The 13,159-nt window shown below is 66.5% G+C and carries 9 protein-coding genes and 1 pseudogene; 4 read left to right on the forward strand and 6 right to left on the reverse strand.

Annotation, left to right across the window (positions count from 1 at the left end):
- The 5 genes and pseudogenes from G9373_RS26365 to G9373_RS26385 form a co-directional block, all read right to left on the reverse strand.
- Nucleotides 1–235, reverse strand: a pseudogene (locus tag G9373_RS26365) (cupin); the annotation flags it as partial.
- A gap of 71 nt (nt 236–306) precedes the next feature.
- Entirely contained in the window at nt 307–1,989 is a 1,683-nt protein-coding gene (locus G9373_RS26370; protein ID WP_133985709.1) for an AMP-binding protein, read from the reverse strand.
- Nucleotides 1,986–4,091 carry an acetate--CoA ligase family protein gene (locus G9373_RS26375; protein ID WP_133985707.1) on the reverse strand — a complete coding sequence of 702 codons (2,106 nt, stop codon included), beginning with the start codon at nt 4,089–4,091 and terminating at the stop codon, nt 1,986–1,988. The genes G9373_RS26370 and G9373_RS26375 overlap by 4 nt, the downstream gene beginning before the upstream one ends.
- The gene (locus tag G9373_RS26380; protein WP_133985705.1) at nt 4,088–5,794 is read right to left on the reverse strand and encodes an FAD-dependent monooxygenase; all 1,707 of its coding nucleotides are present in this window, start codon (nt 5,792–5,794) and stop codon (nt 4,088–4,090) included. Before G9373_RS26380 ends, G9373_RS26375 begins: the two co-directional genes overlap by 4 nt.
- 92 nt (nt 5,795–5,886) lie before the next feature.
- Nucleotides 5,887–6,684: a PaaX family transcriptional regulator C-terminal domain-containing protein gene (locus G9373_RS26385; RefSeq protein ID WP_133985704.1), complete on the reverse strand. Its 798-nt coding sequence runs from the start codon at nt 6,682–6,684 to the stop codon at nt 5,887–5,889.
- Between the two features lie 206 nt (nt 6,685–6,890).
- Between G9373_RS26385 and G9373_RS26390 the strand changes: the two genes are divergently transcribed.
- Genes G9373_RS26390 through G9373_RS26405 form a run of 4 tightly spaced genes read left to right on the forward strand, consistent with a single transcriptional unit; the run spans nt 6,891 to nt 11,640 of the window.
- Nucleotides 6,891–8,243 (forward strand): MFS transporter, encoded by a 1,353-nt coding sequence (locus G9373_RS26390; RefSeq protein ID WP_133985702.1) that lies wholly within the window; start codon nt 6,891–6,893, stop codon nt 8,241–8,243.
- A gap of 21 nt (nt 8,244–8,264) precedes the next feature.
- Entirely contained in the window at nt 8,265–8,996 is a 732-nt protein-coding gene (locus G9373_RS26395) for an alpha/beta hydrolase (RefSeq protein ID WP_167117494.1), read from the forward strand.
- Nucleotides 8,997–9,030: 34 nt separating this feature from the next.
- Nucleotides 9,031–10,137 (forward strand): NAD(P)-dependent alcohol dehydrogenase, encoded by a 1,107-nt coding sequence (locus G9373_RS26400; protein ID WP_167117497.1) that lies wholly within the window; start codon nt 9,031–9,033, stop codon nt 10,135–10,137.
- Between the two features lie 57 nt (nt 10,138–10,194).
- Nucleotides 10,195–11,640, forward strand: a complete 1,446-nt coding sequence (locus G9373_RS26405) for an aldehyde dehydrogenase family protein (protein ID WP_133985696.1) — start codon at nt 10,195–10,197, stop codon at nt 11,638–11,640.
- Between the two features lie 273 nt (nt 11,641–11,913).
- Here the strand turns inward: G9373_RS26405 and G9373_RS26410 are convergent, their stop codons facing one another.
- A complete protein-coding gene (locus G9373_RS26410) occupies nt 11,914–13,071 on the reverse strand; it encodes an IS30 family transposase (RefSeq protein ID WP_240960735.1) in 1,158 nt (385 codons plus the stop codon).
- Nucleotides 13,072–13,159: the final 88 nt, after the last annotated feature.

Consider the following 13,159-nt stretch of genomic DNA (forward strand, 5'->3'; position numbering starts at 1 on the left):
GGGCGATCGCCCGCCGCTCCCCACCCCGGCCGACCGGCACCAGATCCCCGGCCCGCCGCGCCAACGGATACAACGTCGACCACTTCCACACGAACGGCACCGCCCGCGACGCCGGCGTCATCGGCATCAGATCACCGAGCTGGGTCCACAACGGATTCAGGTGCTCGGCCTCGAAATCGTGGTAGAGCTGTTTCAGCTCCGGAGCGTCGTCGAGCGAGGGGTCGGGGGTATGCATGGAGGGCTCCTTCGAATGTGGAGACCGAGGATCGGCGACGGCGCCATACACGTCGCCGATCCTCGGAAGTCTTACGACGCGGCGTGTTCCTGCGCGAGGCGTTGGCGAATGTCTTCGCGCATGGCCTTCTTGTCGATCTTTCCGACCTTGGTGGTGGGCATCTGATCGACGATGACGAGCCGCTCGGGGAGTTTGAATCGGGCGACGCCGGCCTCGTTCATGAGGGTGACGACGTCGTCGAGGGTGACGTCGTGGCCTTCGGTCAGCGACAGGTACAGGCACAGCTTTTCACCGAGTTTGGGGTCGGGCATGGCGACGGCGGCGGCCATCTCGACGCCGTCGATCTGGTACGCGAAGTTCTCGACTTCCTCGGCGGAAATCTTCTCCCCGCCGCGGTTGATCATGTCCTTGTCGCGGCCGGCGACCACCAGGTTTCCGTCGGGGCGGCGGACGACGATGTCGCCGCTGGCGTACCACCCGTCGGGAGTGAACGCTTTCGCGTTGTGTTCGGGTGCCCGGAAGTAGCCGCGCGGGGTGTAGGGGCCGCGGGTGAGCAGGGCGCCGGGGGTGCCGTCGGGTACCGGTTCGCCGATCTCGTCGACGACGGCGATCTCGTCGGCCTCGCTGACCGGTCGGCCCTGGGTATTGGTGATGACTTCCGGGTCGTCGTCGAGACGGGTCATGTTGATCAGTCCCTCGGCCATCCCGAAGACCTGCTGCAGACGGGCGCCGAGGACGGGTTCGACGCGGGCGGCGAGTTCGTCGGGCATGCGGGATCCGCCCACCTGGAGCACCCGCAGCGTGGTGCCGGTCATGGTGTGGTGCTCGCGTTGGTGCTCGATCCAGGTCTGGGCGACGGCGGGAACGACGGTGGCGACGGTGACGCCTTCGGCGTCGATGGTGCGCAGGGCCCGCTCGGGGGCCGGCGACGGCAGCATCACGGTGCGGCCGCCGGCGAACAGCGCACCGAGAATGCCCGGACACGCCAGTGGGAAGTTGTGACTGCTCGGCAAGGTCCCGAGATAAACGGTGTCGGAGTCGAATTCGGTGACATCGTTGCAGCGGAGGACGTTGTAGACGTAGTCGTCGTGGGTGCGGACGATCAGTTTGGGCAGTCCGGTGGTGCCGCCGGAGAGCAGCAGGCAGGCCACGTCGGCGCCGGTCGGTTCGTATTCGGCGTCGGTGAATCGAACGGGGGTGTCCATGCCGGCGGCGAGCGCGCGCTCGGGTGCGTGCGGCGTCGCGTCGTTCGAGAGTTCTCCGTGGACGAGCACCGTCCGGATGCTGGGTACGTCGGCGGCGATCTGCTGGGCGATCTGGCGCAGGTCGGTGTCCCGGTCGGTGTCGGCGACGACGATCGCGGTGGCCTCGGACAGCGACGCCAGGTGAGTGAGTTCGTGTCTGCGGTGCGCGGGCAGCGCCATCACGGGGACGATCCCGGTCCGGAAGCATGCGAGGGTGAGTGCGACGAACTCCCAGCTGTTGGGCAGTTGCAGCACGATCCGGTCACCGGGGGCGATCGACAGGTCGAGCAGGTACTGGGCGCAGGAGGCGGACTTGTCCCACAGTTGCCGGTAGGTCAGGCGGGTGGAGCCGTCGACGAGTGCTTCGTCGTCGGGTCGGCGCTCGACCTGTCCGGCGATGTGGGAGCCGATCGACGTTCCCTGCCAGTACCCGGCCTTGCGGTACTGCTCGGCGACCTCGTCGGGCCAGGGCACGACACCCTCGATGGACAGCGGGGTGCGGGTGCTCATTGCAGCTCTCCTTCGAGTGCGGTGGGCCGGTTCGGTGCCGGGAGGATGACCGCGTCGAGGGCCGTCAGTCCGGTCGGGGTCAGCCGCAGTGGATTGATCTCGATATCGCTGATCTCGGGATGGGCGGCCAGGTAGCCGGCGACGGTGACGGCGAGGTGGGCGAACTCGTCGCGGTTCAGGACGGGGCCGCCACGCCAGCCGTCGAGCAACGGCGCGCACTGGAGGTCGTCGAGCATGGCGGCAGCCGCGGCGTGGGTGAGGTGGTGGCTGCGGATGGCGACATCGCCGATGGCTTCTGCCGCCGTGCCGCCGAGACCGGCGACGACGATGGGCCCGAACACCGGGTCGCGGCGGGCGCCGAGGAACAGGTCCACCCCGGAGGTGGCCATGCTCTCGACCAGATACGCAGGTGCGTCGATGGCGTCGAGTGCGTCGAGTGCGGTGTCGAGGTCCTCCGCGGTGCGAATCCCCAGGTGGACTCCACCGATCTCCGTCTTGTGCACGACCGTGGCGTCGAGGATCTTCACCGCGACCGGGAGCGTGATTTCGGTGAGGGCCTGGTGTGCGGCGGTGCGGTCGGTGCAGACGCGCCTCTGGGGTGTGGCGATTCCGAGGGCGTCGAGGAGGTCCTTGGCGGTGGCCTCGTCGGCGGGCAGCGAGAGTGCCGGTGCCGCCGACGGCGTGGTGGTCGTGGTGTCGGCGGCGCGCAGGTAGCGACTTCGTGCGTCGTGTACCAGCGCACTGATGCCGGTGGCGAGGGCGGTCGGGCTCGGCAGTACCGGGACGCCGATCTCTCCGGCCGACGCGGAGGTCTTGCCGACGGCCTTTCCGGGGCCGCCGATGCCGAGGACGACGGGCACGTCGGTGTGTACTCCGGATTCGCGGACGGCGGCGGCGAGATCGATAGCGTCGGGTTCGGCGAGGGCGTAGACCGCGAGGGCGTCGATCCGGGGGTCGGCCGCTGTGGTCGCCAATACGTTGCCGAAGGTGGCGCCGGGCCGACCGGTGTCGACGGGATTGGCCTGGAACGTCAACGGCGGCAGCAGTTCCGACAACCCCGCTTGGGTCGATCCGGTGAGGGTGGGCACCTGCACGTCCTGGGCGAGCAATTCGTCGAGGATCATCAGACCGGGGCCGGCCTGGGCGGTGACGAGGCCGATGCCGGGGGTCGGGGCGGCGGTCAGTCGGGTGCGGCTGAGCACGGCGAGCGCATCGACGAGTTGCCGCTCGGAGTCGACGACCACGGCGCCGGCCTCGGCCAGCAGCGCCCGGGTGGTCTTCCAGGACGTCGCGAGGGCGCCGGTGTGCGATTCGGAGAAGGCGGAGACGTCGCTGCGCCCGACGACGATCGCCACGATCGGCTTCTCGGCAGTGACCTTGCGCACCGCCGCCAGCAGCGCCTGGCCGTCGTCGACGGATTCGACGTGGAGCGCGATGGCGGTGACGGTCGGGTCCTCGCTCAGGTATTCGAGTACGTCGACGCTGGTCACGTCGACACTGTTGCCCAGCCCGACCCCGAGTCCGACGCCGACTCCCTGCTCGGAGAGCAGGAACGACAGGGCGTGGTTCATGCCGCCGCTGGCCGCGACGACCGCGACGGTGCCGCGGTTGATGTGTTCGACCGTCGGCACGAAACTCACGGTGGTGTTTCCCGGGCGGAAGAAGCCGGAGGTGTTGGGGCCGAGCAACCGGATCCCGGTCTCGGCAGTGATGTCGGCGAGCTGATTCTGCAGCGCGATACCGTCGGGGCCGGCCTCGGCGAATCCGCCGGAGCAGATCAGCGCGGCGCCGACGCCGCAGTCCGCGGCCTCACGCAGCGCGGCTGGGGTGGCGGCGGCCGGAATGCAGAGCACGGCCAGGTCGATTGGCGCGCCGTGCGATTCGGTGGCGGCGGCCAGCGACACGTGGAATCCGTCGCCTGCGCCCTTGGGGTTGATCCCGTAGGCAGTCACGGTGCCGTCGCTGCCACGAGTGATCGCGTCGAGCATCACCGACCCCAGTTTCGCGGGCGAGGCGGATGCTCCGACGACGGCGATCGACGTCGGGGCGAACAGTCGGTTCAGTTGTGTGTTCGTCGGCGCGGGAGTGTGTGTCAGTGTCATTTCGCGACCTCGGCGGAGGTGAGGACACGCGGATGCGCGTCGGCGGTAGATTCGAAGGCGACGGCGTCGGCGCGACCGGACAGGATCAACGTTGCGGCGCAGTCCCGTTCGTCGACAGCGCGCCTGGCGCGCAGAGACGTGGGCTGGTCGACGACGATCACCGGGATGCGATGGGTGAAGCGGATGTGTTCGGCGCACAACACCCGGGAGAGGGCAGTGCCTCCGCGGACCGCGACAGCAACCGGTTTCCGCGCACACAGCTCATCGAGTTCGGTGCGGGTGACGACGTCGAGCGAGGTCCGGTCTGCGTCCGGTGCGGTGAAGATCGCCGCCACGTCCGGTTCGCCGGTGGATGTTCCGGCAGCCACTGTCGTCGTGCCGTCGCTGAAATGTAGGGAATCGTTGGAGAATTCGGCGATCTGCAGCAACCGGGACCCGAGCATGACGGCTCCGATGGTCAGCGGGGTATCCAGGGGCGTGGCACCGTGCTGGGTGTTCCAGGCGCGCTCGGCGTCGGAGACGAACCGGGGGTCGCGCACGCGCATCTTCTCGGCCGAGATGGCGCGGCTGAAGAAATGGAATCCGAACTGCCACGGTTCGAGTGCGCGGTAGTACTCCCCGAAGTGGTCCCACCAGGACAGGCTCGGCATCGCCGAGTCCTGGATCTTCGCGACCTGTGGGCGACGGATGTCCTCGAATGCGGCTAGGGCGGCGTCGAGGTCGCCGCGATGATCGGCGACGGTCTGGGCGAGGACGGCGGCATCTTCCATGGCCATCTTGGTGCCGGAGCCGACCGAGAAGTGGGCGGTGTGCACGGCGTCGCCGAGGACGACCACGGGGGTGCCCTGCGCGGCGCGGGTGTGCCAGCGGCGGGTGCGGCGGGTACGGAAGTTCGCCCACCGAGAGTTGTTCGCCACCAACGAGTGGCCGTCGATCTGATCGGCGAACAGTTCCTCGAGGTAACGCTGGGACACCAGGTCCGACTGCCCGGGCGGGGTGGACATGTCGAAGCCGTCCAGGCCCGCACGGCGCCAGGTGGCCTCGTCGGTTTCGACGATGAACGTGCTCAGGTCGGAGCCGATCGGGTAGGCGTGCACGGCGAAATTCCCGTGCTCGGACTGCTTGTGCAGGAAGGTCAGTCCGTCGAACTGGAACGTGGTGCCGAACCAGATGAACTTGACCGCGGCCTCGTCTACCGAATGCCCGAGCTCGTCCACGAAGCGTTCCCGCGATGCAGAGTTCGCGCCGTCGGCGGCGATGATCAGGTCGTACTCACCGCCGGCGTCGAGCGCGTCGACATCCACGGTGGTCGAAAAATGAAGGCGCGCGCCCAGTTCGGTCGCGCGGTCCTGCAGTGCTCCGAGCAGGACCCGTCGGTGCACGGCGGACATTCCGTTGCCGCCGGCGGATGTGGTCACACCCTTGCTGCGCACCTCGATGGTGTCCCAGTGCCTGCCGTGCTCGGCCAGAGCGTCCCGCAGTACGGGATCGATCCGGTCGACGTTGTCGAGCGTCGCGTCGGAGAACACGACCCCGAATCCGAAGACGTCGGATTCGTTGTTGCGTTCGAAGACGTCGATGGTGGTCCCCGGCACGGTCTGTGCCAACGCGATGGCGGAGAACAATCCGCCCGGTCCACCGCCGATGCAGGCGACGCGCAGCGGTGCTGCGTCAGGCGACGAATTCTGATCTGGGATGGACATCAATGTCGGCCCCTCATATGACTGTGGCCCGGATCTCGGGCGAACTCTCACCTAATTATGTGACAGATTTTGTCGAATAGTCAATGACGTTGTTACATGTTTTCCGAAATCTGGGCGACGAAACCCTCCGCACCTGCACGAAGGGTGTCGTGGCACTCGGTGAACACCTCGTGGGCGACCCGGCCGCGCCAACCCGGCGGCAGCAGCGATTCCGGCAGGTCGGGGTCGCGGAACGGGTACTTCCGATACTCCTGAATCAGCTGCATCCGTTCGACAAGGGCCGCCCGGCCGCCGAGGCCCCGGCGGTAGCGCGCCAACCTGGGCTGGAACTCCTCGATGAACCCCTGATAGTCGGCGCCGAGCTCACGCAGATCCCAGCACCGTTCCGCGATGAGTCGGTCGAACGGAAGGCCCGCCGTCTGACTGCGCAGGAACTGGATGTGCAGTTCGTCATCACCGGAAAGCATTTCGCGCAGCTGCTTCTCTCGGTCGTGCGGCGAGAACCAGGCGGTGCCGCCGTGATGCCCGAACCCCCACCACGTCAGTGCCGTTTCGATGCGTTTGCGCCGCTCGCGGCTCAGGTCGGATTCGTCGACGAGCGCCTGCGTCCAGGTGCGGTCCCAGTCGTCGAAGTGCCGCTCGAAGATGCGGGCACGGCCGTCGTCGAGCAGGTGCCAACTCTTGTCGTTGAGCAGGTACGACACCTCGCGCCCATTCTTCGCCGAGTCGAACCACCCCTCCTTGCGCAGGCGGGTCATCACCACCCGCACCGTGGCCGGCTCGACTCCGAAGACCCCCATCAGTTCGGTCAGGGCCCCGAGCTTGGCCGCCCCGCCGGTATAGCGGAAGTATTCGCCGTACAGATCGAACACGAGTGCCCGTGGTCGCATGTGTGCCATCCCTTCGCCCGCGATCGATCCATTCGACCAGCAATATGTGTCATTGGTATTGACTTCAGAGGCAATTATGTCACATAGTGACTGTGCTCACATAGTCTTCTCGCGGTCGTCCCACCGACCACGAACCGCCCGACGTCACGCAAGTGTGTCGGACTCCCCCATCACCTCCAGACACCCACCCGCAACGGAGGAAACAGGTGACCCCCCTGACCACATCCGCACTCGACGGCCCCGGCACCCGGCGTTCCAGCGCCTCGATCGTCGCCCTCTGCTTCGTCATCATCGTCTACGACGGCTACGACCTGGTCGTCTACGGCGCCACCGTTCCGTCACTCCTCGCCTACGAACCCTGGCAGCTCACCGCGGGCCAGATCGGTGCGATCGGTAGCTACGCGCTCGTCGGCATGCTGCTCGGGGCACTGTTGTCGGGGTGGCTGGCCTCGCGGGTCGGCGCCCGCGCCATCGTGCTCGGCTCGCTGATCTCCTTCTCGGTGATCATGGGCCTCACCGCGCTCGCGCCCAATCCCGAGGTGTTCGGCCTGCTGCGATTCCTCGGAGGTCTCGGCCTCGGTGGTGTCGTCCCCACCGTCATCGCACTGACCGTCGAGTACTCACCGCCGTCGCGCCGGCAGTTCAACAACGCACTGATGTACAGCGGCTACTCCGTCGGGGGCATGCTCTCCGCCCTCGCAGCGCTGGCCTTGCTTCCGGAGAACAGTTTCCGAATCATGTACGCCCTCGGTCTGTTGCCGTTGGTCACCATCGTGCCCCTGGCGTGGCGGTACCTCCCCGAATCCGCGGCTTTCCTCGTCGGCAAGGGCCGAATCATCGAAGTGCGGGCGCTCGCCGACAAGTTCGGGATCGACCTCCCCGCATCGTCGGCCACCACGTCGAACGGAAGCATGGCATCGCTGGTGACCGGGCCCCGCCGGATCCCCCTGCTCCTTCTCGTCGTCGCCTCGTTCTGCGGCCTGCTTCTGGTCTACGGGGTCAACACCTGGTTGCCGAACATCATGCGCCAGTCGGGCTACTCCCTCGGTAGCTCGCTGAGTTTCCTGCTGGTGCTCAACCTCGGAGCCATCGTCGGTGCACTCGCAGCCTCGAGAGCCGCTGACCGATTCGGCAGCAAACCGGTCACCGTCACGTCATTCCTGCTCGCCGTGGTAGCCATCCTCGCCCTGGGAACAGGACTGCCGGTGTCTGCAGCCATGGCCGTGGTCGCCGTCGCCGGGCTCGGCACCGTCGGTACCCAGATCCTCGTCAACGGCTACGTCGCGACATATTTCGGTGAGAACGAGCGCACCGCGGCTCTGGGCCTCTCACTCGGACTCGGCCGGGTCGGCGCCATCGTCGGGCCGATCCTCGGCGGTTGGATCGCCTCCTCCGCGCTCGGCGTCGAGTGGAACTTCTACGCGTTCGCGGCTTTCGCCGCGCTCGGCTGCCTCGCGGTCGCGCTGGTCAGCCGATCGGCTGCAAGCACACCGCACCCGTCGAGCACCGTTCCCGCCACCTCGCAGCTCACGGCCTCGGCATCGTCGGAACGACTCTGACACCCCTCGATTGGAGACACCATGTCCACAACCTTCGTCCTCGTCCACGGCGCTTGTCACGCCGGCTGGTCCTGGCGGCCCGTGGCCGGCTATCTGCGCGCTCAGGGACATCGCGTGTACATGCCGACCCTGCCCGGACTCGGCACCGAAGACACGAAAGCCAACATCCACCTCGCCGACTCGGTCGATTACCTGGTCGACTACGTCGAGAAGCGGGACCTCACCGACATCGTCCTCGTCGGTCACAGCTGGGGCGGCTTCCCCGTCTCCGGCGCCTCCGTGCGGCTCGCGACACGCATCTCCCGGTTGGTCTACTGGAGCGCGTTCGTGCCCCAGACCGGAGAGTCGCTGATCGATCTGTGCCCGCCCGCCTACGGCGACATGTTCCGCGCCTCGGCGGCTGCCTCCACCGACAACTCGGTGACGTTCCCGTTCGAAGTGTTCTGCGCCGCCTTCATGCAGGACGCATCCCCCGAGACCCAACGCATCGTCTACCCACTGCTCGAAAGCCAACCGTTCCACACCATGAACGAGTCCCTCGACCTCGATGAGTGGGAACGGCTCCAACTGCCCTCTAGCTACGTGCTGTCCAAGGATGACCTCGCCCTGCCGCCCGGGGAATTCGGTTGGGCCCCTCGCTTCACCGAACGGCTTCCAGGCGCACCCCTGATCTACACCCCTGGCAGCCACGAATCCCAGCTCACCCAGCCGGAGCCGCTCGCCGCTGCCCTCGTCGAGGCCGCAGCGAGCTGACCGGATAGCCGTTCATTCCGAGAGAAGAGAGTTCATGACCACGACCGTCACCGCCGCCGTCGCCCGCAACACCGGCGAACCACTCACTATCGAGCAACTGCAGCTCGACGGGCTGCGTTCGAACGAGGTGCGGGTGCGAATGGTCGCCACCGGCATCTGCCACACCGACGCCATCGTGCGCGACGGCATCTACCCCACCCCTCTCCCCGCCGTCCTCGGCCACGAGGGTGCCGGCGTCGTCGAGGCGATCGGAGAGGCAATCACCAACGTCGATGTGGGCGATCACGTCGTCCTGTCCGCCGCCTACTGCGGGCACTGCAGGCAGTGCCGGTCCGGTCGAATGGCATACTGCGAGAACCTCTTCGAAGAAGATTTCGGCGGACACCGGCACGACGGCACGACGGCACTATCGGTGGACGGCGCACCGATCTCCTCCCACTTCTTCGGGCAGTCCTCGTTCGCGACGCACGCCAACGTCGTCGAGACCAGCGTCGTCAAGGTCGATCCCGGAGCGCCACTCGCCACCCTCGCCCCGCTCGGCTGTGGCCTGCAGACCGGTGCCGGCGCCGTCCTCAACGACCTGCGTCCCGAGCCGGGAACCTCCCTCGTGGTGTTCGGGACCGGCGCCGTCGGCTCGGCCGCGATCATGGCAGCCCGCGTCGCCGGATGCACCACCGTTATCGCCGTCGACCTCCACGATTCCCGGCTCGAGCTCGCCCAGCAGATCGGCGCCACGCACACCGTCAACGCCGGCACCGTCGATGTCGTCGACGAACTGAAGAAGATCACGAACGGGGACGGCGTCGACTACGCCATCGACACCACCGCGGTACCGGCGGTGCTGCGCCAAGCCGCCGATTCCCTCGGAATTCGAGGAACACTGGCCCTCGTCGGTGCGGCCGCCCCCGGCACCGAGGTGAATTTCGAGATCGGCGCGTCGCTGGTCAAGGGGTGGACGTTCAAGACGATCATCCAGGGCAGTTCGGTGCCCCAGGTGTTCATCCCCCGATTGGTCGAACTGTGGAAACAGGACAGATTCCCGTTCGACAAGCTGATCCGCACCTACTCTCTCGCCGACATCAACACCGCGTTCGCCGACTCCGCGGACGGGTCGACGATCAAGCCAGTTGTCGTCTTCTGAGCACACCTCCGCACCGGCAAACCATCTTCTCCGCAACCAGCCAAGGAGCAAATTTTCATGACCACCACCCACGATGTCCTGTCGATCGGCCACCTCATCGGCCACACCCTGACCGACGTCGACAACTACGACGAGGTCCGTGACCCCGGCCGCCTCGACGACATCGTCGCCCGTGTCGCAGTCGGCACCCCCGCCGATGTGAACCAGGCGGTGGAACTGGCGCACCGCGCGTTCGCGTCGTGGAGGAACGTCCCGCCCGCCGAGCGGGCTCAGCTGTTGCTCCGCGCCGCAGACGTGCTCGCCGACTGCGCGGAGGATCTCGCGCCGCTGCTCGTCCGCGAGCACGGCGGTGTGCTGTGGGAAGCTCAGACCGACTTCGCCCTCGGCACCGGTGTGCTCCAGCACACCGCGAGTCTCGTCGACGGGTTCTTCACACCCGTCCAGTACGACGACGAGCAGAGCTTCATCAGCATCGAGCGCGTTCCCCGCGGCGTCGTCGCAGCGGTCGTGCCATGGAACATGCCCGTGGTGCTGACCATGATGAAGCTCGCGCCCGCGCTCGCCACAGGCAACACCATCGTGCTCAAGCCGTCCCCGTTCGCGCCTGCCGCGCTGACCCTGGCCTTGCAACGCATCGCGCAACAACTTCCCGAGGGCGTGGTCAACGTCGTCCACGGAAACGCGGACGTCGGACAGGCACTCACCTCCCATCCGCTGGTGCGCAAGGTCGGCTTCACCGGCGGCACCGCCACCGCCCGGCACGTCATGGCCTCGGCCGCAGGCACGATCAAGAACCTGACCCTCGAACTCGGAGGCAACGACCCGGCGGTCGTCCTCGACGATGTCGACATCGATGCCGCGCTCGACCGAATGCTCAAGGGCGTGTTCACCCGATCCGGCCAGATCTGCTTCGCGGTCAAGCGCATCTACGTACCCCGCTCGCTGTACGGCACCTTCGCCGACGCCTTCTGCGAACGAGTCGACCAGTACGCCGTCGGACACGGGCTGGACGAAAACGCCAGCTTCGGACCGCTGAACAACAAGGCCCAGTTCGACAGCGTCACGAACCTGATCGAAGGGACGAAGAACTCCTCCGCGAACATCATCCAGCTCGGAAAGAAGCTCGACTCTGCCGCTGACGGGTACTACGTTCTCCCGCATGTGGTTCGCGACGTCGAACACTCCGCGCCGATCAGCAGCTGCGAACAGTTCGGACCCGTCATCCCCCTCATCGCCTACGACGACGAAACCCAGGTCGTGGAGTGGGCGAACGACTCCGAATACGGACTCGGCTCATCAGTCTGGACGACCGATATCGATCGCGGACTTGCGATCGCGCGTCAGATCGAGGCCGGCAGTACGTTCATCAACTCGCACGCATTCGAATCCCTCGACCTGCGCATGCCTTTCGGCGGCGTCAAGCAGAGCGGTATCGGACGCGAGTTCGGCGAAGCGGGCATGGGCGAGTACGTCGAAGACCACGCGATCCGCGTCGTGAAGTAGCCGGCCCAAGGTGTGGCGGTGCGTTCGTCATCACGCGCACCGCCACACTCGGCACTGTTGCATCCGCCGTTGTGGTCGACGATCGGTTCTATCTCATCGACGCCGGCCACGGGGTGATGCGTCAGCTCCGAAACGCCAAGCTGGGCAGCAACTACGAATCGGACTTCGATGGTCCCTCGATGTACTGGCCGGAGTGTTCCTTACTCAACTCCATTCCGACCACATCGTCGACCTCGATAAGATTCTCAGTGAGGGAATGGCGGATTCTGGCGGTCATCGCAACAGCAGTCGTTCCATCTCTTCGATGGGTGTGCGAAATTCTAGCCGTTTCCGGGGGCGCTCATTGAGTTGCCGTGAGACCCACTCCAGGTCTGCTTTCGAGTGCACACTCAGGTCCGAACCTTTGGGGAAGTACTGACGGAGAATGCCGTTCGTATTCTCGTTGGTCCCGCGCTGCCAGGGTGCGTGTGGATCACAGAAGTAGATGTCGATGCCGGTGGCCGCGCTGACGCTCTTCCAGTCCCGCATCTCCGAACCCTGGTCCCACGTCAAGGTCCGGCGCAGGCTCGTGGGCAGCGTCTCGAGCTGTTCGGTCAACGCGGGCGCGGTCTGCTCGGGCTTGTATCCGTCGGGCAGATGAACGAGCATGACGGTGCCGGTCGAACGTTCGACGAGTGTGCCGATCGCGCTCAGATTCCGTTTGCCGACAATGAGGTCACCCTCCCAATGCCCCGCTACTGCACGGTCTTTCACGTCTTTGGGGCGGTCCGCGATGTTGGCCATGTCGGGGATCCGATTCTTGCGCTGGCCGGCTTTCCGACTGGGTCGGCGCAGCCCACGTCCGGTCCGCAGCGATCGGGTGAGGGTGTGTTCGAGTCCGCCGCGGGAGGGTTGGTAGAGCGATTGGTAGATGGTCTCGGTGCTCACCCGCATCTGTGGATCGTCGGGGAAATCGAGTCGGAGGCGGCCCGCGATCTGCTCGGGTGAATGGCGCTCGGTCAGAGATTTCTCGACCGTCTCGCGCAGCGACGGATTGGTCGCGAGCTTGGACGGCTTGGGCCGCGAGGCCCGATGGTAGGCGGCTGCGTGCGCCGATCTGGCTCGGTACCGCCCGGACGGCTCACGATTGCGGGCGATCTCGCGTGAGATCGTCGACGGACTCCGGTTCAGGGCTTTCGCGATGTCACGAAGCGTGTGACCTGCGGCGATGCCGATGGCGATCTCTTCCCGTTCCGCGAACGTCAAACAACGGCCCTTGAGGTTGCGGCCACGCCGGGGACGCACCCCACCGCATGCCGCAAGCCACCGAGCGCCCTGTTTGCGATACGAGCCGGCCGCCTCGGCCGCGTCCGTGATGAACTCACCCGCAGCCATCCCCGCCCAGAACGTTTGAAAGATCTCCGGAACCATCCGATGAGAATATTTCGCCATGTGCAACACCCTTTGATCAGTGGTGTTGCGATCACCGCACGAACCCAAGGATCTTCATCCGGGATCCACAGTTCGAGACCAAAGCCGC

Origin of the sequence: Rhodococcus sp. A14 (genome assembly GCF_011603105.1) — a bacterium.
GTDB classification, from domain to species: Bacteria; Actinomycetota; Actinomycetes; order Mycobacteriales; family Mycobacteriaceae; genus Rhodococcus_F; species Rhodococcus_F opacus.